This window comes from Mesorhizobium sp. LSHC420B00 (genome assembly GCF_000503055.1).
In the GTDB taxonomy this organism is placed as follows: Bacteria; Pseudomonadota; Alphaproteobacteria; order Rhizobiales; family Rhizobiaceae; genus Mesorhizobium.
Window position 1 is genome coordinate 95,096 of sequence record NZ_AYVY01000007.1, and the last position, 18,811, is coordinate 113,906.

The window sequence follows — 18,811 nt, forward strand, 5'->3', positions numbered from 1 at the left end:
TGGCGGCTTCCGCCGCCGCCNTTCCTGAGGTCGAGCAGCCGTCGGTAGAGCGTCTGTTTTTGGCCACCCGTCATCTTGGCGGCTTCCGCCGCCGCCTTGGAGGCCGGCATCTCGGCCGCCAGCGAAAGCAGCAGCCGGTCGATGTCTTCAGGCTCATCAGCGACCGCATCGGCCGGGCCGACGCAGATGACGATTTCGCCCTTAGGCGTATCGGCTGCCGCGTAATGGCCGGCGAGTGACTGCAGGGTGCCGGTCCGCATCTCCTCGAAAGTCTTGGTCAACTCGCGGCCGATCGCCGCCTTGCGGGCGCCGCCCAGCACCTCGACCATGGCACTGAGCGTCTCGGCCAGCCGGCGCGGCGATTCGAAGAAGATCAACGTTGCCGGCACCGCCTTCAGCGCTTCCAGCCGCGTCAGCCGCTGGCCGGTCTTCACCGGCAGGAAGCCGGCAAACAGAAAGGCGTCCGAAGGCAGGCCGGATGCCGTCAGAGCGGCAAGTGGCGCCGACGGTCCGGGGATCGGCACGACACGAATGCCGCGTTCCAGCGCCTCGCCAACCAGCCGGTAGCCGGGATCGGAGATGAGCGGTGTGCCGGCATCAGAGATCAGCGCTACGCTCTGCCCGGCCAGCAGTGCCGCGATCAGCTTCGGCCCGGCCTCGGCGGCATTGTGCTCGTGATAGGCGGTGGTGCGGCGGCGGATGCCGTAGCGGTCGAGCAGGACGCGCGAAACACGCGTGTCCTCGCAGGCGACGATATCTGCGGCGGCGAGCGTTTCCAGCGCGCGCAGCGTGATGTCGGCGAGATTGCCGATCGGCGTAGCCACCAGATAGAGCGCCGGCTCGAGCGGCCGGGCGGCGATCTCGGTCTGCCCGACCACATAACTGCGTTTGGCCAATTCGCCGGTCACCTGCACAACTCCGTTCGACCCTGTTTGGCACGGCTCACGCCTGGTTGCAAAAGCCTGGGTTGCAAACGCCCGGTTCCAAACGGGGTCCCGACGTGAACCGGCCGCCATGCCTTTGCCATAGTAGGGAACGAAACCGTTGCCGGCGAATTTTAACCCTGATCTCGGGAGGAGCAGGATGGACAGCCTGACGATACAGGACGTTTTCGAACCCTATTATGCCGGCCGCAAGCGCTTCGCCGCGCCAGGCGACAAGAGCCTGCGTGGCAACGCGGATGGCGAGGCCAGGAAACCGCTCGCACGCCAGCCATTGGCAGAGAGCAAGCCCGTAACCGAAACCGACAGCACGACGGAGCACTGACCGGACGATGCCCAATCGCTTCGATATTTTCATCACCCGTCTCGAAACAAAAAGCGCCCGCGATGGCGCAGCATCACATCCCACAGGCGACCAGCATTCTGCCCCGCGCGACAAGAGCGAGATCAAGCAGACCCGCTCCGGAGAAGCGCATGCCGAGAAGGACCGCGGCAAGCGTCGTTTCAAGCACGACGCTTGATCCTCTTTTCGTCATCCTGGGACGGAGCAAGGAGCGCAGCGACGCGGCGCAGACACCCGGATCCATGCCGTAATATTCAAGCGTTTCGACAGTTCAGAATTATTCTACCGCAGCATTCTTCGACAAGGGTAGCGGCATGGATCCTCGGGTCAAGCCCGAGGATGACGAAGGCGCAGTAGCGCGACAGCCTTCAGAGATATCGCGATACCTTCACCGCCAGCAACCGGACCAGTTCCGGGTCCATGAATTCATAGTCGTCGGGAATATCGAGGCAGATCACCCGAGCCTTCCTTAGACTGGCCCTGAATTTCTGCTGCAGTTTGCCGCGGTGCGCCTTTTCCATCACGAAGATGATATCGGCCCAGGCGACAAGTTCGTGCGTCAACGGAGTGTCGGCATCGTGATTGGTGCCGGCCGAAGCGACCTCGATGTCCCTGCGACCGGAAAACACCTGCTCCGCCGTCGGGCTGCGCAAGCGATTCTGGCTGCAGACGAAGAGAACGTTCTTCACCGGTACTATCTGGCCAGATCCGCCACGACGGCATCGAGCACGATCATGCCGGCCGGCGTGGCGCGCAGGCGGGCATTGCCGATCGGCGCCACCAGGCCTTCGTCCTGCAGCACCGACAGCCGTGCCGTCGACAGGCCGCGCCCGGAAAACGCCTCGTAGCGGGAAAGGTCGATGCCTTCCGCCAGCCTCAGCCCCATCAGCAGGAACTCGTCGGCCTCTTCGGAGCGCGTCAGGATCTCGCCGCCGGTGACGCCATGGCCCTTGGCCTCGACCAGATTGGCCCAGGTCTCCGGCATTTTCTCGGCGATTGTCACCACGCGCCGCCCGCTCTCGACGAAACGGCCATGCGCGCCGGGACCGACGCCGACATATTCGCCATAGCGCCAGTAGGTGAGATTGTGCCGGCTTTCAGCGCCGGGCCTGGCGTGGTTGGAAATCTCGTAGGCCGGCAGTCCGTGCGCGGCGGTGATCTCCTGCGTCAACGCATAGAGATCGGCGGCAACATCGTTGTCTGGAATGATGAATTTCCTTGCTGCATGCAGTGCATGGAACGGCGTGCCTTCCTCGATGGTCAGCTGGTACAGCGACAGATGGTCGGCGGCGTGGCCGATCGCCTGCTCGAGTTCCGTCTGCCACGCTTCAGGCGTCTGGTCCGGCCGCGCGTAGATCAGGTCGAAGGACAACCGTGGGAAAATCTCGCGCGCCAGGCCGATCGCATGCAGGGCCTCATCGACATTGTGCAAACGGCCGAGAAAGCGCAGATCCTTGTCGTTCAGCGCCTGCACGCCAAGCGACACCCGGTTGACGCCCGCCGCGCGATAGCCGCGAAAGCGCTCGGCCTCGACCGAGGAAGGATTGGCCTCCAGCGTCACCTCGATGCCATCTGGTACCGTCCAGTTCTTCGCCACGGCATCCAGCACCGCCGCCACGGTCTGCGGCTTCATCAGCGACGGCGTACCGCCACCGAGAAAGATGCTTGTCACCTCGCGCGGCCCGGTGCGGCCGCGCATGGTCGCCAACTCGGCCTCGAAGGCGCGCGCAAAACGCTCCTGGTCGACCGGCTGGTGGCGGACATGGCTGTTGAAGTCGCAATAGGGGCACTTGGCCGCGCAGAACGGCCAGTGGATGTAGACGCCAAAACCCGGGCTGCGGTCGAGCAGCATGGTCATGCCGCGGCCAATCGGGCTTGCGCGAATTTCTGGAAGGCGCGGGCGCGGTGCGACAATGCTGTCGGCTGGCCCGGCTTCCAGCCATGTTTTTCCTCAGCGGTCATCTCGCCGAAGGTTTTTTCGAACCCGTTGGGCAAGAACACCGGGTCGTAGCCGAAGCCGAGTTCGCCGCGCGGCGGCCATACCAGCGTACCTTCGACCTCGCCGCGAAAATATTCAGCCTGGCCGTCGGGAAAGGCTAGGCAGATGACCGCGACAAAGCGGCCCTTGCGCTGAGCAGGCGCGATCGCGCCAACTTCCTGCAAGGCCACTTCCGTGCGCTGCATGGCCATGCCGAAGTCGCGGGGGCCGTCCGGCGTCTCGGCCCAGTTGGCAGTGTAGACGCCGGGTGCGCCGTCGAGCGCATCGACACATAGGCCGGAATCGTCCGACAGCGCCGGCAATCCAGTGGCCTTGGCAGCGGCCAAGGCTTTTATGAGCGCGTTCTCCTCGAAAGTGGTGCCGGTCTCGTCCGGTTCCGGCAAGCCGTATTCCTTGGCGGACCTCGCTTCTATGCCGAACGGCGCCATCAGATCGGCGAATTCGCGCAATTTGCCGGCATTGTGGCTTGCGACGACGATCTTATGCCCATCAAGCGAATGAACAATTGGCGAATGAACAGTCTGCGAATGCATCAGATGCCCCAGATTCTTGGCTCGGCGAATTCGATCGAATTGCCCGAGGGGTCGCGAATATAGATCGAGCGGCCGCCTTGCGGCCACTCGAACTCGCTTTCGATGGCGATGCTCTTTGCTTCCAGGTGCGCTTTCCAGCGCACGATCTCGTCGGCGCTTGCGGCGAAACAGAGATGGCCCTCGCCGACGGCGCCATGCGGCGGCACTGGCAGCCTGGCGTCGGCCGGCGGCGGCACTTTCGTCGCCTCGGCATTGAAGATAAGCAGCACGCCGTCGCCGCAGCGGAAGAAGAGATGCCTGCCCTCGACCTTGCCGAGCGGATCGAGCCCGAGGACGCCCGAATAGAACCGTTCCGCGGCAGCGAGATCCGTCACGTAGAGTGCTGATTCCAGGATTGCGGAAGGAGTCACAGGATCGTCACCCTCATCGTCATAACCTGAAGATCAGTCCACCGCCATCTGCTGCAGGCTGACCAGGCGCTGAATGCCTTTCTTGGCCAGCCCCATCAAGGCCGCGAACTGCTCTTCCGAGAACGGTTCGCCCTCGGCCGTGCCCTGGATCTCGACGATGCCGCCCTTGCCGGTCATGACGAAATTGGCGTCGGTTCCGGCCGAGGAATCCTCGATATAGTCAAGGTCGATGACCGGCTGACCATCATGGATGCCGCAGGAGATCGCCGCAACGTGATCCTTCAGCACCTTGCCCAGGCTCGCCATTTGGCGGGCTTCCATCCAGCGCAGGCAATCGTAAAGCGCCACCCAGCCGCCGGTGATCGAAGCGGTGCGCGTGCCGCCATCGGCCTGGATCACATCACAGTCGACGGTGATCTGCTGCTCGCCGAGCGCCTGCAGATCGACCACGGCGCGCAGGGAGCGGCCGATCAGCCGCTGGATCTCCAGCGTGCGGCCGCCTTGTTTGCCGGCCGAAGCCTCGCGGCGCATGCGCTCGCCGGTCGAACGCGGCAGCATGCCGTATTCCGCCGTCACCCAGCCCTTACCGGAGTTGCGCATCCAACCCGGCACCTTTTCCTCCAGGCTGGCCGTGCACAGCACATGCGTGTCGCCGAACTTCACCAGGCACGAGCCTTCCGCATGCTTGGAGACGCCGCGCTCGAAGGAGATGGGGCGCATTTCGTCGAACTGGCGTTTGGAAGGGCGCATTCAGGCTTCTTTCTTTCTTCGGGATCTTGGCCGGCTTGTAGCCGCACGGGGCGTGAGGCGCAAAGGAAAATGGACCGGTTGCGCCGACGCCGCGGAAGTCTATATCTTCGGGCCGGAGGTTTTTGGCTCGAAATGACCAAGGCAGTCGATCCCGGTTCGCAATCGCACGTGCTCCCGTCGCACGCGCTGCAATCGCCCGCGCTTCAATCGCTCGACATGCGTTCGCGCGACATCTTCCGGCGCATCGTCGATTCTTATCTGAGGGATGGCGAGCCGGTCGGCTCGCGCAGCCTGTCGCGCATCCTGCCGTCGTCGCTATCGCCGGCCACCATCCGCAACGTGATGAGCGACCTCGAGCATCTCGGCCTGATCTATGCGCCGCATATTTCGGCCGGCCGTCTGCCGACCCAGGCTGGCCTGCGCTTCTTCGTCGATGCGTTCATGGAACTCGGTGACCTCTCCGACGAGGAGCGCCGCACCATCGAGGCGCAGGTGCGCGCCTCCGGCTCGGGCGCGACGCTGGAGCATATGCTGACCGAGGCCAGCCAGATGCTGTCCGGCATGTCGCGCGGCGCCGGCCTTGTGCTCGCCGCCAAGAACGAGGGGGCGCTGAAGCACATCGAATTCATCCAGCTCGAGCCGACCAAGGCGTTGGCCGTGCTGGTCTCGCAGAACGGCGACGTCGAAAATCGCGTCGTCGATCTGCCCGCCGGCATCACCGTCTCGCAATTGCACGAAGCCTCCAATTTCCTCAACGCCCATATTCGCGGCCGCACCCTGGCCGAAGCGCGGGTCGAGATCGCCCGCATCAAGGAAGAGACCAGGGCAGCCCTCGATACGCTTTCACAGGATCTGGTCGAGAAGGGCCTGGCGGTCTGGGCAGGCGCCGAAAGCGGGGTGCCTGGGCGGCTTATCGTGCGCGGCCGCGCCAATCTCCTGGAAAACGTCACTGCCCAGGCCGACATCGAATTGCTGCGGCATCTCTTCGAGGATCTCGAAACCCAGGACGGACTGATCCAGCTCCTCGACCTCGCCGAGGAGGGCCCGGGCGTGCGCATCTTCATCGGTTCGGAAAACAAGCTGTTTTCTCTGTCGGGCTCATCACTGGTGGTGGCACCCTATCGCGACAAGGACGCCCGCGTCGTCGGTGCGCTCGGCGTCATCGGGCCGACGCGGCTGAATTATGCGCGCATAGTACCGATGGTCGACTATACCGCGCAGCTGATTTCGCGCATGCTGCGCTAGGAGCCGCCGCGGCCTGCCGCAAGGAGAAAAAGAATGGCGCTGGAATCGTTCAAGGCCCAGATCAGCCTGCTACTCGAAGAAATGATCAACCAGCCAGAGGATCAGCACGAGGTGCAAGAGCAGTTGCGCGAGAAGCTGCAAGAGATGCGGGCCATGGGCTTGCCGCTGCCGGCCGATCTGGTCGCGCTGGAAAAGCGCCTCGACGACGATTTCTACGCCGCCGGCAAGTGAATCGGGGTTCGGCTTCAAATCCTCGTCTGCTGGACGGCCGCTTGGAACGACCAATGCCTCATCCCGTTTGCCCTTTTCGAGGCGAATCCCGGAGGACGTTGATGATCCGATCTGGCGGCTTTGCGGCCATTGCCGCTGCTCTCCTTGTTGCGACACCGGCAGCCGCCCAGCAGGCGGATCAGAAGGTGCTCAAAGGCGAAGCCGCTTTTGGCGATTGGCACGCCGACAGGCCTGGCACCCGCCGCCTGATCGGGCCGCAAGACATGCCGCCAGCCGATCCCGCCCAATCCGCGTCGAACGGCGCCGGCGTGGCGGAACGGCCCGAAAGCGCCAAGCCAGATTTGCCGCCGGGCTTTTCGGCCGAACTGATCGCATCCGGCATCGTCAATCCGCGCGTCGTGCGCGTCGCTCCGAATGGCGACCTGTTCGTTGCCAACAGCCATGCCGACCAGATACGTGTCTATCGTCTCGCCGAGGGCAGCGCCAAGCCCATCGAGAAAGCGATCTTCGCCAAGCGGCTCAGTTATCCCTACGGCATCGCCTTCTATCCGCCAGGAGACAAGCCGCAATGGGTCTATGTCGCAAACAGCGACAGCATCGTCCGCTTTCCTTATCGCGACGGTGACCTGAAGGCATCCGGTAAACCAGAAACCATTGTCGCCAAAATCCCGTCGGGCGGTCACACGACCCGCGACATCGCCTTCTCGCCGGACGGCAAGACGCTTTATCTGTCGGTTGGCTCCGCCTCGAACGTCGCCGAGGACATAGGCAAGGAGCCGGATAGCGGCCTCGACGCCTGGGCCAAATCAAAGCCGCTCGGGGCGGCCTGGGGCTCCGAGGACGGCCGTGCCGATGTGCTCGCCTTCGATCCGGATGGGAAAAATCCCCGAACTGTCGCCACCGGCCTGCGCAACTGTACGGGCATGACCGTGCAGCCCGCCACCGGCGCATTGTGGTGCGTCGTCAATGAGCGCGACGAACTCGGCGACAATGTGCCGTTCGAATTTGCAACTGTAGTCAAGGACGGCGGATTCTATGGTTGGCCTTGGTACTACATCGGCAATCACGAGGATCCGCGCCATCAGGGCGAGCGGCCCGACCTAGCCGGCAAGGCCACTGTCCCGGACGTACTGATGCAGGCGCATTCGGCGCCGATGAATATAGCCTTCTACGACGGCAACAACTTCCCGGCGGATTATCAGGGTGACGCCTTCGTCACCATGCATGGTTCGTGGAATCGTGGCGCCAGGACCGGCTACAAGGTGGTGAGGCTCAAATTCAGGGATGGCAAGCCGACCGGCGAATATGAGGACTTCATGACCGGCTTCGTTATCTCGAACGACGCCGTCTGGGGCCGCCCGGTCGGTGTCGCGATGGCCAAGGACGGCTCGCTGATCGTCACCGAGGACGGCAACGGCACCATCTGGCGCGTTACCTACGAAGACGGCCGCTCTTGAACGGCGGTGTCGCCTGCTGCGCTGGCGCAATCGAATCCGGGCCGAGGGAATTCACCCAACTTCCACATTGTGCGACAAGAGCGAATCATGACGCTCACCGGGTTCCTCGCCTATAGTGCTGCCCTCGGCATCGCCGCAGCCATCCCCGGCCCCGGCGTCACCGCACTCGTTGCGCGTGCGCTGGGTTCCGGCTTCCGCTCGTCGCTGGCCATGTCCTTCGGGCTGATGCTCGGCGACCTGACGTATCTCACGGCCGTGGTGCTCGGCCTCGCTTTCGTCGCACAGACCTTTGGCATGATCTTTCTGATCATCAAATGGCTGGGCGTCGCCTACCTCGCTTTTCTTGGCTGGCGTTTCTGGACGAACGGCATCACGCCCGAGACGGTGGAGGCGAAGAAAGGCAAGGGCGGCTTGGCATCCAGCTTTGTAGCCGGTCTCGCCGTCACGCTCGGCAATCCGAAGACGATGATCTTCTATCTAGCCATCACCCCGACCATCGTCGATCTGAAGACGATCACGCTGGCCGATTACGGCATCCTAGTTGCGCTCACGATCGTCGTCCTGCTTGTGGTGCTGGTGCCTTATCTGGCGCTCGCGGCCAAAGCGCGCTGGTTCCTGAAGTCGCCGCGGGCGCTGAGGGCACTCAACCGCACCGCCGCCGGTTTCATGATCGGGGCGGCGGCAGCTATCGCCGCCCGCCAATAGACCTCTTTCGCCAAGCCGGCCAGGAATTGTCACGCCTTTCCAAGGCGAGGGCATTCGGCACGAACTTCACTCGGATATTTTCGATCGACAGCCTATCTTGCGCGGCGGATGGCTCTATCTTATGCCCGCCCGACTCTTGCCGCTTGACCTCTGGGAGGAAAATCAATGAACAAACCCGCCACCCCCACACACGTGCCCGGCCGCGGCCGCATCTATAATTCGATCACCGAGACGATCGGCGACACGCCGTTGGTGCGGCTCGACAAATTCGCCAGGGAGAAGGGTGTCGTCGCCAATCTGCTGGCCAAGCTCGAATTCTTCAACCCGATCGCTTCGGTCAAGGACCGCATCGGCGTGTCGATGATCGAGGCACTGGAGGCTTCTGGGAGGATTACGCCCGGCAAGACCACGCTTATCGAGCCGACCTCGGGCAATACCGGCATCGCGCTCGCCTTTGCCGCCGCCGCCAAAGGCTACAAGCTGATCCTGACGATGCCGGAAACCATGTCGGTCGAGCGCCGCAAAATGCTGGCGCTGCTCGGCGCCGAGCTGGTGCTGACCGAAGGGCCGAAAGGCATGAAGGGCGCCATCGCCAAGGCCGACGAGCTGGCCGCGACGCTGCCCGATGCCGTCATTCCGCAACAATTCGAGAACCCGGCCAATCCGGAAATCCATCGCCGCACCACAGCCGAGGAAATCTGGAACGACACCCATGGCGAAGTCGATATCTTCGTTGCCGGCATTGGAACCGGCGGCACCATCACCGGCGTCGGCCAGGTGCTGAAGAAGCGCAAGCCCTCGGTGCATGTCGTCGCCGTCGAGCCGGAGGCCTCGCCGGTACTGTCCGGCGGCCAACCCGGCCCGCACAAGATCCAGGGCATTGGCGCCGGCTTCGCACCAAAAATCCTCGACACGACGATCTACGACGAGATCGTCAAGGTCTCGAACGAGGATTCGGTCGCCAATGCACGGCTCGTCGCCCGTCTCGAAGGTGTACCGGTCGGCATCTCGTCGGGTGCCGCCCTGCAGGCGGCGATCGTCGTCGGCTCGCGGCCGGAGAACAAGGGCAAGAACCTCGTCGTCGTCATCCCCTCCTTCGCCGAGCGCTATCTCTCCACGATCCTATTCGAGGGATTGGGTGCTTAGAGTCTGGACAGGAGTTTTGGCCGGTTCTAGCGATCCTTCGCGCTGCCCCTCCGGCATAAAAAGTTCTGTTTCGACGCTTCGGCGTGGACTGCTGAAAAACCACCTGTGGCGGGCGTCGTTCGCTTGAGCGGCGAGTCACTTCCATATCAAATCGTCGCTGCACCGGCAGGTGGAGGACTTCATGTACAAGCTCTATACGCGTGCCAATACCGGCGGCTTTGTCGTCGAGGCGGCGCTTGCTTTAGCGGGAGTGCCTTTCGACCAGATCGATGTTCCAAAAGGCCGACCCAACCAAGCCTTCCTCGACATCAATCCCTTGAACCAGGTCCCGGTCCTGGTCTTGCCGGACGGGCATTCGATGACCGAGTCGGCGGCAATCTGCATCCTGCTCGCCGAACGCTATCCGGAAGCAGCTCTAGCGCCGGCAGCGAACACACCTGACCGTGCCGACTTCCTGCGCTGGATGTTTTTCATGTCCTCCGTCATCTATTCGGCTGACCTGCGGTTCTTCTACGCTCATCGCTACACGACAGATCCCGGCGGCGTGGAAGCCGTCAAACAGGCGGCGGTCTCGGAAATGGATCGCGGCTTCGCCATTCTCGATGCCGCCCTCGAAGGCCGCGACTGGCTGGTCGGCGACCGGCTCTCGCTGGCCGACATCTATCTCGTCATGTTGGTGGCTTGGCATCCCGAGGTCGCGAAGATTCCAACCGCTTGGCCGAACATCGAACGCCTGTGGGCCAATTTGCGGGAACATCGGGTGATAAAGAGGCTGAATGCTTCCCACGACATGTGGCCGGCCTAAGCACTCCGCCTTGTCTCAGTGTCTTTCCGCGCGGTCGAGACCTGCCCGTCGTTCCTGCAGGAACCGGCGCACGGCCGGATCGCGTTCGAGGCCGATAGCCCGGTCATAGGCCTCGCTCGCTTGCGGAACTCTGCCGAGTCTTGCCAGCAGGCCCGCTCGGGCGGCCCAGTAAGGTTGATAGTCATACAGCCGCTTGTCGCCGCTGAGTTGATCAAGGGCGCCCAATCCTGCCGAAGCACCTTCGGCCTCGGCAATCGCCACCGCACGGTTGATCGACACCACCGGCGAGCCGGCAATCACCGACAGCGCGTCGTAGAGCTCCTTGATCGCGACCCAGTCGGTGCCGCCGGTCAGCCGCCTTGTCGCATGGGCTGACTGCACGGCGGCCTCGAGCTGGTAGCGGCCGACCACGCCCTTGGCAGCGGCGCGCCCGAGCAGCATCTCCGCTTCGTCGATCATTGTATCGTCCCACAGTGCAAGATCCTGCTCCGCTAGCGGCACATAGTCGCCTGCCGCATTGCGCCGCGCTGCGCGCCGCGCTTCGGCGAACAGCATCAGCGCCAGCAGGCCGAGTGCTTCCGGCTCATCCGGCATCAGCGAGGCGACCAGCCGGCCGAGCCAGATGCCTTCGGTCGCGAGATTGCGCCGTTGCGCTTCGGTGCCGGCGGGGTCGGACCAGCCTTCGGCAAACGCCGCGTAGATCGCTTCCAGAACGGTGCCCAGCCGCTCGCCGAGTTCGGCCCGCTCCGGCACGCGGAACGGAATGCCGGTCTCGCGGATGCGGGCCTTGGCGCGCACCAGGCGCTGGCTCATCGTGGCCGGCGAGACAAGAAAGGCCGAGGCGATGGTCGCTGCGTCGAAGCCCAGAACCGTCTGCAGGATCATCGGCGCGCGGGTACCGGCCTCGATCGCCGGATGAGCGCAAGCAAACATCAGCCTGAGCCGCTCGTCCGGCAGGTCTTCGTCGGCCATGCGTGCCTCCATCTCCTCCGCGATCAGCCTGAGGTGGTCGCGGCCCGCCTCGNCCCGCCTCGCTTGTCAGCCGCCGTCTGAGCGCGTCGACGCGGCGCCGGCGCGCCACCGCCAGCAGCCAGGCTTCCGGCTTGTTGGGCACGCCCGCCTGTGGCCAACGCTCGAGCGCCGCTGCAAAGGCATCGGCCAAGGCGTCCTCGGCAGCGGCCACGTCGCGCGTGCGTGCGGCGAGATAGGCGACCAGCTTGCCGTAGCTTTGCCGGGCGGCCGCTTCCGCCGCCGCCCGTGCGGTGTCGGGCAGTTCAGGCATCACATGGTGAGTTCCCAGATCGGCCGCACCTCTACCGTGCCGGTGCTGGCGCCCGGGCAGCGCGCCGCCCAGGCAATAGCCGCGTCGACGTCCTCCGCTTCGATCATATAGAAACCGGCAAGCTGCTCCTTGGTGTCGGCATAGGGGCCGTCGAGCACGTTGGTCTTGCCATTGGCCATCCGCACCGAGGTAGCGGATTGCGTCGGCTTCAGCCGGTCGCCGGCGAGCCAGGCGCCGGATTTCTTCAACGCTTCGGTGTAGGCGACGTACGCGCTCGACATCTGTGTCACCGCATCTGCCGGCGCCGCTGCCATCCCCGCTTCGTTTCCGTAGATCAAAAGCATATATCGCATGGTCTTCTCCCGTTTCTCGAAGGCCGCATCGTTGCGAGCCGGACTTATGTCGCGCGGCCCTGCCGGATTTCGACAGGTGCTGGAAAAATCTTTCTGCCGCGACGCGACCTCGCGCAAGCGCCAACCTGTTGCGGCATTGCTTAGCCGTTCGTCTAATCGCTGCTATTGCGGGTTGGCATTTCCCGCCCGCTGTCTAAACTCGCTTCGCTTCGTGCCGCAGAGGAGGGCACGGCGGCGAGTTTTTCAGGGAGGAAATCGCATGCTCAATTTCAGGACGAAATTTGTTGCAGCCGGCGCGCTGGCGCTGTCGCTTGGCCTTGGCGCGGTATCGGTCAAGGCACAGGAATTCATCAACGTGCTGACCGGCGGCACGTCGGGCGTCTACTATCCGCTCGGCGTCGCGCTATCGGAGATCTATAGCAAGGGCATAGAAGGCGCGCGCACCCAGGTGCAGGCGACGAAAGCGTCGGTCGAAAACCTCAATCTCTTGCAGCAGGGCAAGGGCGAGATCGCTTTCGCGCTTGGCGATTCCGTCAAGCTGGCCGCCGAGGGCAATACCGAAGCCGGCTTCCCAGGCAAGCTCGACAAGCTGCGCGGCATTGCCGCCATCTATCCCAACTACATCCAGATCGTCGCCAGCAAGGAGTCCGGCATCAAGACGCTCGCCGACCTCAAGGGCAAGAGCCTGTCGGTCGGCGCGCCGGCCTCGGGCACCGAGCTCAACGCCCGCACGATCTTCGCCGCTGCCGGGCTGAAATACGAAGACCTCGGGCGGATCGAATATCTGCCCTTCGCCGAATCGGTGGAGCTGATCAAGAACCGCCAGCTCGACGCCACGCTGCAATCGGCTGGCCTGGGCGTTGCCTCGATCCGCGACCTCGCCACCTCGGTCCCGGTCAACATCGTTGCCGTGCCGGCGGAGGACGTCGCCAAGATCGGCTCGCCCTATCTTTCCGTGGTCATCCCGAAAGGCACCTATGAGGGCCAGACCGATGATGTCGCGACCGCCGCCGTCGGTAATTTCCTGATCACCAGCGCCGATGTCTCCGACGAGACCGCCTACCAGATGACCAAGCTGCTGTTCGAGCATCTCGACCAGCTCACCGCTGCCCATGCCGCCGCCAAGGCGATCGACCCGGCCAAGGCGCTCGACGGCATGCCGGTGCCGCTGCATCCAGGCGCCGAGAGGTATTACAAGGAAAAGGGCGCCATCCCTCCCCCTTGAGGGGAGCGTGGCCCGCAGGGCCGGGAGGGGTCCTCGGCGACGCGCTCCATCGTTCAGGCAAAGGTCGAGGCAGTTGAGGTTACCCCACCCGTCCATCCGCCTTCGGCGGCTGTCCACCCTCCCCTCAAGGGAGAGGGACGCCCCCCAGGAACCCCGCCAATGACCGAAACCCCGACCGTTCTTTCCACCACAGCCGAAATCCCTGTCGAAGGCCTGCCACCGGGCTTCGGCGAAGGCATCGCCGGCAAGGCGGCTTTTTTTATCGCCGTCGCCTTCTCCATCTTCCAGATCTACATCGCCGCCTACGGCAGCCTGCCGAGCCAGGTCGTGCGCGCCATGCATGTCGGCTTCCTGCTGCTGCTCGGCTTTGCCCTGATCGCCAATCTGCGTGCCAAAAGCGTCCCGGCGAAAGCAGTCTTCTGGACTCTCGGCGTGCTCGGCTTCGCCACCGGTCTGTACAACTGGGTATTCTATGCCGACCTGATCCGCCGCTCTGGCTTCCTCACCACGCCTGACCTGATCGTCGGCGCGGTGCTGGTCGTGCTGGTCTTCGAGGCGGCGCGGCGGTTGATGGGACTGCCGCTTGCCGTTATTGCGTTCATCTTTCTCGCCTACGCATTTGCCGGCAATCATCTGCCACCGCCTTTCATCCATCGCGGCTATGATTTCGCCCAGCTCGTCGACACCTTCGCCTATGGCACCGAAGGCATCTACGGCACGCCGATCTATGTCTCGGCCGCCTACATCTTCATCTTCGTCGTCTTCGCCGCCTTTCTCGAACGCGCCGGCATGATCGCGCTGTTCAACGATTTTGCACTTGGCCTGGTCGGCTCATGGCGCGGCGGCCCGGCGCAGGTCTGCGTGCTGTCCTCGGCGCTGATGGGCACCATTTCCGGCTCCGGCGTCGCCAACGTGGTGGCCAGCGGCCAGTTCACCATCCCGCTGATGAAGCGCTTCGGCTTCCGCTCGGCCTTCGCCGGAGCCGTCGAGGCGACCTCGTCGATGGGCGGCCAGATCATGCCTCCGGTGATGGGTGCGGTTGCCTTCATCATGGCCGAGACGCTGAACATTCCCTATGCCGCGGTGGTCAAGGCGGCGATCATTCCGGCGCTGCTCTATTTTGGCGCCTGTTTCTGGCAGGTGCATTTGGAGGCCGGCAAGGCCGGCCTGCACGGCATGGCCAAGGCCGACCTGCCCAATCCGTGGGATGCGGTGAGACAACACTGGCCGCTGGTACTGCCGCTCGCAGCACTGATCTATCTGCTGTTTGCCGGCTACACACCGGTCTTCGCCGGCACCATGGGCCTGGCGTTGACCATTGTGCTTATCCTCGGCACGCCGCTGGCGGCATCGATCGGGCCGCTCGCCTTCCGCGTCGTCTTCTGGCTGGCGCTCGGGCTTGCCGCCGCTTCCTTCATGAAGTTCGGCGTCAACATCCTCAGCCTGGTCATCGCCGTGCTGGTCGTCGCCTGCCTCACCTTCAAGGGCGGGCGCGAGACACTGCGCATATGCGTCGATTCCCTTGCCGAGGGAGCAAAGAACGCGCTGCCGGTCGGCATTGCCTGCGCCATCGTCGGCATCGTCATCGGCACGCTGACGCTCACCGGCATCGCCTCGACCTTCATCGGCTGGATCATCTCGATCGGCGAGAACAATCTGTTCCTGTCGCTGCTTTTGACCATGCTCACCTGCCTGGTGCTCGGCATGGGCATCCCGACCATTCCCAATTACATCATCACCTCGTCGCTAGCCGGGCCGGCGCTTCTGTCGCTCGGCGTGCCGCTGGTGGTCAGCCATATGTTCGTCTTCTATTTCGGCATCATGGCTGATCTCACCCCGCCCGTGGCGCTGGCCGCCTTCGCCGCCGCACCCATGGCCAAGGAAAGCGGCCTCAAGATCGGCATCCAGGCCACCAAGCTTGCCATTGCTGGCTTCGTGGTGCCGTTCATGGCGGTCTATACCCCGGCGCTGATGCTGCAGGACCCCGGCCCGATCGCCGCCCAGTTCGGCTATCCCGTCGAGGTCGCCTACATCGTCATCAAAGCCTGCATGGGCATCGTCCTGTGGGGCGCCGCCGCCGTCGGCTTTCTCGCCCGGCGCATGGCCTGGTGGGAACGCCTCGTCGCCTTCGCCGCTGGCGTGCTGCTGGTTGCGGCGCTGCCGCTCACCGACGAGGCGGGCTGGGCGCTGTCTCTTGCCTGGATCGGGTGGCACTGCTGGCGCGCGCGGCAGGCGTCACTGGCCAATTCGGCATGAGCCTCTGCATCGTCGCGGCCGGCAAGACGATGACGCTCGCGGTCGCCGCCTTCACGCTCTCCTGGACGCATTCTGTGGAGAAGACCCAGTGGCAGGAAGACTGGAAGGTGCTGCCGTCCGGCCTGCAACTCGTCGAGGCACGAATCAAGGGCTCGGGCGCCGGCATGGAGCCGCCGCAAGGCTCGGCGCTGCGCGACGGCTGGTGGGTCTATGCGCTCCGGGTCGGGCCACAGCGGCGCCTGGTGCTCGCCGCCTCGGGCGCCACGGGTCAAGGCTGGACGCTGTGCACGGCTCAGGACTGCCGCGAATTTGGCAAGGTGGCAGGCGACACGATCTCGCTGGAGCCGTGCGGGTCGGAAGGCTCTAGCCAGCCACGGTAGCGGGCGATCATGCCGGCAAGCGGATGCGAGATATCGACATGGAAGCGGAAGCGGCCATCCTCCACCGTTTCGTAGGAAGTCGAGCGTGGACCGAGCCAGATCGGCAGCGGCAAGCCAAAAAAGCTCCAGCGGCGCAAGACCAGTGCCAGCCGGCCGTCCTCGGCAACCAGTGCCATCGCGAAGGTCAGCGGGCCGAAGCGTTCGCACAGCAGGCGCTGCGATCGACCCCGGCCTGCGAACTGTAGGCTCGAAAAACTGTGCTTGCCGAATGTCCGCGTCCAGGTCTCGCCGTCCTTGTCGGTGTCGAAGCGGACATGAACCGGGATGTCCTCGCTTGCTCCGGGGAAGCCGACCATCCAGGCCATTAGCCGGCCAAGAACATTGTGCCCGCGTTCTACGCTAGCGCGGCCTGCGGCCGTGATCGTACGGTCATGCATTGACCGAATTGCCTCGGGAAGGCCTTGCCAGGCGGCACCGAGCAGCTCGGTATAGAGCGGCTTGTCCTCGTCCGCGGCCCCGTTCCTGAAGCCGGTGTAGATCGTCCGCCCGGCGAACAGGGCCTCATAGTCCCGGAGCTCTAAATCGCGCACCGCCGCCCGTGCGCCCGGCGCGGGCTGATGTCCGGCCAGCACTTTGCGGACCAGCGCTTCAACCGCCATCGACGGGATCAGCGGCCCATCGTTGCCCTCGGCCAAGAGATGCCACGAGCGCTTGCCGGTGGCGCCCGCGCGGTGATCCCTCCACCTCGACGAACATACCGCCGCGAGGCTCGCCCCAGCGCAGCCGGTTCGTCGCCTGATGCATCAGCGGCGCCAGCGGCGAAAGCGAACCGATCAACCCGGCGCGCACCAGCCAGGCGAGGCCGATCAGGGCGCGGTGCAGCACCTCGGGTACCGGCCCGGCTCCCATCCAGATGGTCCTCGCCTCCGGCCAAAGCTCGGCCAGAGCACGCAGGTCCGGAACGTCGACCAGCGAGAACAGCGTGTTTCGAAGCGGCAGCTGGCCCGGCGGCGCGATAGTATAGCGCAGCTGCTCGGTAAACGGACAGCCTTGTTCGGGACGGCCATTACGAACAAGGCGCACCGGCTGACCGGTGTAACCGGCGATAGCGCGAATGACGTTTCCGCCGACACCGGCGAAGGGCGACGGCGCGATGCCGCCGCGAATTCCGTCGACCCGCGTCAGGTCCGAAGACAGGCGGCGCACAACCGCCGCCGTCAGCACCGGAAAGCTCGAGACTCCGGATAGCACGAAGACGCCGGCGTTTCGCGCCGCCTCGTCGAACGCAGAGACACCGGCGACGAAATCCGAGCCGTCGGCAAGATCGAGATAGTTGACGCGCCGGGCGATGCATGCCTCGATCAGGCCATAGCATCCCTCGCCATAGGCCTGGAACGGACCGCTCGCGTCGACCACAATATCAGGCTCAAATGCAGCGAGTTGCACGGCGAGATCGCCGTCACGGTCGAACAGTGCCGGCACTAGTTGCGCTGCGGTCGGGGCGCGCTTCTTGCAATACGCGTCAGCCTTGGCGAGCGAGCGCCCGGCGACGAACAGGATCAGATGGGGCTCGCCCTCCAAAAGCTCGACGGTGCGACCGCCAAAGGTGCCATAACCGCCGACGACAAGAACCTTCATCCGCAGTTCCCCCAAAATGCCCCGCGCCGCTCCCGGCCACGGCGATGAGCCTAGCCGATCAATCTTGCCCTCACCTCGGCGGAAGGGATTTCACAATTGTCCTTCTTGCCGAACAGGGCGTAGCGGTTCTTTGCGATGCGATCGTAGAGCCAGTCGCGAAGCGGGCGCGGCAACAACAGCAGGATCCGCGCCGCTCGCCATGGCCAGCCGAGTTCGGCCATGACGGCAACGAAACTGTCCAGGCGTGTGAAAGCCGCGCCATCGANGCCATCGACGATGACGAGATTGGTCTCGTAGCGATCCGTCTGCAGCCCGTATTTCTTGAACAGCATCTCGCCGAGCGGCGATTGCGCCGTTACGAAATGGAAGTGGCCCTTGCGGTCGAGCTTTACCACCGTCCGCACAAAACCCGAGCACAACACGCAGACGCCGTCGAATACGATCAACGGGCGACTTGATTCGAATTCTGGCGGCTCAGGAGAATGGTTCGGCTTGACGATCACGTGGCGCCCGGCAGCTGGTGTCAGGCGACACTAAGCCTGCCGGCGGCTGGATCAAAGCCCGGAATGTTAGAGGCTTGGCGTTGTCGCCCGCCGTCTGTCGGTCAGCGCAGGGCGCTCGGCGCGATAGGTCGTTGACCGGTTGTCGGCGTCGGGCCGGCAGATACGGCTGTCGTGACGGCTTTCCCTGGTCATCATCAGTGCACGCTGATCCCAAGCGTGTTGCCACGGCGCGCGCAGGCGGGGCCTGGGCCGCGCATGTAATAGCGCTCGGGCCGATAGGTCGGCGCGACGAATTCGCGAATGGCGGCGGCATAGCCGGCGATTTGATTCCAGAAGCTCATTTTACTCGGTCCCTGTCCCGTTTCGGATGTCCCTTCCGAATTGCGGGGATCATAGCGTCCAGGCGTGAATAGTCGGTGAACGCGATGTTAATCTCTGGTCGAAAATGCCTTTGTTCATGGCTGCAATGCGGCTGATTCGCGGTGTTTCCGTGCTGTCCGTCGGCATTTCGCCCAGTGTGACTTTTGCATCACATATGTTTCGCCTGAATGTCGCCGAGGCGCGCGTTTGTTTCACTTTTGCTGCCACGGCGAAATTTCCGTGCACGTG

Annotated in this window: 21 protein-coding genes and 2 pseudogenes; 11 read left to right on the forward strand and 12 right to left on the reverse strand. The window is 64.1% G+C overall.

Features of this window, described 5'->3' with window-relative positions:
* Positions 1-23: 23 nt before the first annotated feature.
* Positions 24-908: pseudogene (rsmI, locus tag X760_RS52720) on the reverse strand (16S rRNA (cytidine(1402)-2'-O)-methyltransferase); the annotation flags it as partial.
* Positions 909-1,083: 175 nt separating this feature from the next.
* Here rsmI and X760_RS52725 point away from each other — a divergent pair.
* Together X760_RS52725 and X760_RS52730 are read left to right on the forward strand one after the other, a co-directional pair.
* Positions 1,084-1,266: a hypothetical protein gene (locus X760_RS52725; RefSeq protein ID WP_023718833.1), complete on the forward strand. Its 183-nt coding sequence runs from the start codon at positions 1,084-1,086 to the stop codon at positions 1,264-1,266.
* A gap of 7 nt (positions 1,267-1,273) precedes the next feature.
* Entirely contained in the window at positions 1,274-1,462 is a 189-nt protein-coding gene (locus tag X760_RS52730; RefSeq protein ID WP_023718834.1) for a hypothetical protein, read from the forward strand.
* Between the two features lie 190 nt (positions 1,463-1,652).
* Here X760_RS52730 and X760_RS52735 read toward each other — a convergent pair whose 3' ends face one another.
* The 5 genes from X760_RS52735 to rph are packed head-to-tail and all read right to left on the reverse strand — an operon-like array spanning position 1,653 to position 4,976.
* Positions 1,653-1,973 (reverse strand): low molecular weight protein tyrosine phosphatase family protein, encoded by a 321-nt coding sequence (locus X760_RS52735; RefSeq protein WP_023718835.1) that lies wholly within the window; start codon positions 1,971-1,973, stop codon positions 1,653-1,655.
* A 5-nt stretch (positions 1,974-1,978) separates the two neighbouring features.
* Positions 1,979-3,142, reverse strand: a complete 1,164-nt coding sequence (hemW, locus tag X760_RS52740; RefSeq protein WP_023718836.1) for a radical SAM family heme chaperone HemW — start codon at positions 3,140-3,142, stop codon at positions 1,979-1,981.
* Positions 3,139-3,816 (reverse strand): RdgB/HAM1 family non-canonical purine NTP pyrophosphatase, encoded by a 678-nt coding sequence (gene rdgB, locus X760_RS52745; protein ID WP_023718837.1) that lies wholly within the window; start codon positions 3,814-3,816, stop codon positions 3,139-3,141. The genes hemW and rdgB overlap by 4 nt, the downstream gene beginning before the upstream one ends.
* Complete coding sequence (locus X760_RS52750; RefSeq protein WP_023718838.1) at positions 3,816-4,226, reverse strand: VOC family protein; 411 nt, start codon at positions 4,224-4,226, stop codon at positions 3,816-3,818. The genes rdgB and X760_RS52750 overlap by 1 nt, the downstream gene beginning before the upstream one ends.
* 33 nt (positions 4,227-4,259) lie before the next feature.
* Positions 4,260-4,976, reverse strand: coding sequence for a ribonuclease PH (gene rph / locus X760_RS52755; protein ID WP_023718839.1), 717 nt, complete (start codon positions 4,974-4,976; stop codon positions 4,260-4,262).
* A gap of 132 nt (positions 4,977-5,108) precedes the next feature.
* Here rph and hrcA point away from each other — a divergent pair, with 132 nt between their 5' ends.
* From hrcA to X760_RS52785, 6 genes are all read left to right on the forward strand, one after another.
* Positions 5,109-6,221 (forward strand): heat-inducible transcriptional repressor HrcA, encoded by a 1,113-nt coding sequence (hrcA, locus tag X760_RS52760; protein ID WP_023718840.1) that lies wholly within the window; start codon positions 5,109-5,111, stop codon positions 6,219-6,221.
* Between the two features lie 33 nt (positions 6,222-6,254).
* Positions 6,255-6,452 carry a hypothetical protein gene (locus X760_RS52765; protein ID WP_023718841.1) on the forward strand — a complete coding sequence of 66 codons (198 nt, stop codon included), beginning with the start codon at positions 6,255-6,257 and terminating at the stop codon, positions 6,450-6,452.
* A gap of 101 nt (positions 6,453-6,553) precedes the next feature.
* A complete protein-coding gene (locus X760_RS52770; protein WP_023718842.1) occupies positions 6,554-7,909 on the forward strand; it encodes a sorbosone dehydrogenase family protein in 1,356 nt (451 codons plus the stop codon).
* 87 nt (positions 7,910-7,996) lie between these two features.
* Positions 7,997-8,614 carry a LysE family translocator gene (locus X760_RS52775; RefSeq protein WP_023718843.1) on the forward strand — a complete coding sequence of 206 codons (618 nt, stop codon included), beginning with the start codon at positions 7,997-7,999 and terminating at the stop codon, positions 8,612-8,614.
* A 165-nt stretch (positions 8,615-8,779) separates the two neighbouring features.
* The gene (gene cysK, locus X760_RS52780) at positions 8,780-9,760 is read left to right on the forward strand and encodes a cysteine synthase A (RefSeq protein ID WP_023718844.1); all 981 of its coding nucleotides are present in this window, start codon (positions 8,780-8,782) and stop codon (positions 9,758-9,760) included.
* A 181-nt stretch (positions 9,761-9,941) separates the two neighbouring features.
* A complete protein-coding gene (locus X760_RS52785; protein ID WP_023718845.1) occupies positions 9,942-10,565 on the forward strand; it encodes a glutathione S-transferase family protein in 624 nt (207 codons plus the stop codon).
* A 15-nt stretch (positions 10,566-10,580) separates the two neighbouring features.
* Here X760_RS52785 and X760_RS52790 read toward each other — a convergent pair.
* A pseudogene (locus X760_RS52790) lies at positions 10,581-11,847 on the reverse strand (RNA polymerase sigma factor).
* The gene (locus tag X760_RS52795) at positions 11,847-12,200 is read right to left on the reverse strand and encodes a YciI family protein (RefSeq protein WP_023718846.1); all 354 of its coding nucleotides are present in this window, start codon (positions 12,198-12,200) and stop codon (positions 11,847-11,849) included. Before X760_RS52795 ends, X760_RS52790 begins: the two are co-directional and overlap by 1 nt.
* A gap of 259 nt (positions 12,201-12,459) precedes the next feature.
* Between X760_RS52795 and X760_RS52800 the strand changes: the two genes are divergently transcribed.
* The 3 genes from X760_RS52800 (at position 12,460) to X760_RS74645 (ending at position 16,061) form a co-directional block, all read left to right on the forward strand.
* Entirely contained in the window at positions 12,460-13,425 is a 966-nt protein-coding gene (locus X760_RS52800; RefSeq protein ID WP_023718847.1) for a TAXI family TRAP transporter solute-binding subunit, read from the forward strand.
* Positions 13,426-13,584: 159 nt separating this feature from the next.
* Positions 13,585-15,681, forward strand: coding sequence for a TRAP transporter permease (locus tag X760_RS52805; protein ID WP_023718848.1), 2,097 nt, complete (start codon positions 13,585-13,587; stop codon positions 15,679-15,681).
* Positions 15,678-16,061 (forward strand): DUF1850 domain-containing protein, encoded by a 384-nt coding sequence (locus X760_RS74645; RefSeq protein ID WP_023718849.1) that lies wholly within the window; start codon positions 15,678-15,680, stop codon positions 16,059-16,061. The genes X760_RS52805 and X760_RS74645 overlap by 4 nt, the downstream gene beginning before the upstream one ends.
* On the opposite strand, the gene X760_RS73665 is transcribed toward X760_RS74645, so the two are convergent.
* The 4 genes from X760_RS73665 to X760_RS74650 form a co-directional block, all read right to left on the reverse strand.
* Positions 15,974-16,720 carry a DUF4166 domain-containing protein gene (locus X760_RS73665; RefSeq protein WP_198030480.1) on the reverse strand — a complete coding sequence of 249 codons (747 nt, stop codon included), beginning with the start codon at positions 16,718-16,720 and terminating at the stop codon, positions 15,974-15,976. The genes X760_RS74645 and X760_RS73665 overlap by 88 nt on opposite strands.
* Positions 16,710-17,699, reverse strand: a complete 990-nt coding sequence (locus X760_RS73670; protein ID WP_051409659.1) for a saccharopine dehydrogenase NADP-binding domain-containing protein — start codon at positions 17,697-17,699, stop codon at positions 16,710-16,712. Before X760_RS73670 ends, X760_RS73665 begins: the two co-directional genes overlap by 11 nt.
* Positions 17,700-17,749: 50 nt before the next feature.
* The gene (locus X760_RS52820; protein ID WP_245278581.1) at positions 17,750-18,145 is read right to left on the reverse strand and encodes a DCC1-like thiol-disulfide oxidoreductase family protein; all 396 of its coding nucleotides are present in this window, start codon (positions 18,143-18,145) and stop codon (positions 17,750-17,752) included.
* Positions 18,146-18,396: 251 nt separating this feature from the next.
* Positions 18,397-18,543 carry a hypothetical protein gene (locus tag X760_RS74650; RefSeq protein WP_023718851.1) on the reverse strand — a complete coding sequence of 49 codons (147 nt, stop codon included), beginning with the start codon at positions 18,541-18,543 and terminating at the stop codon, positions 18,397-18,399.
* Positions 18,544-18,811: the final 268 nt, after the last annotated feature.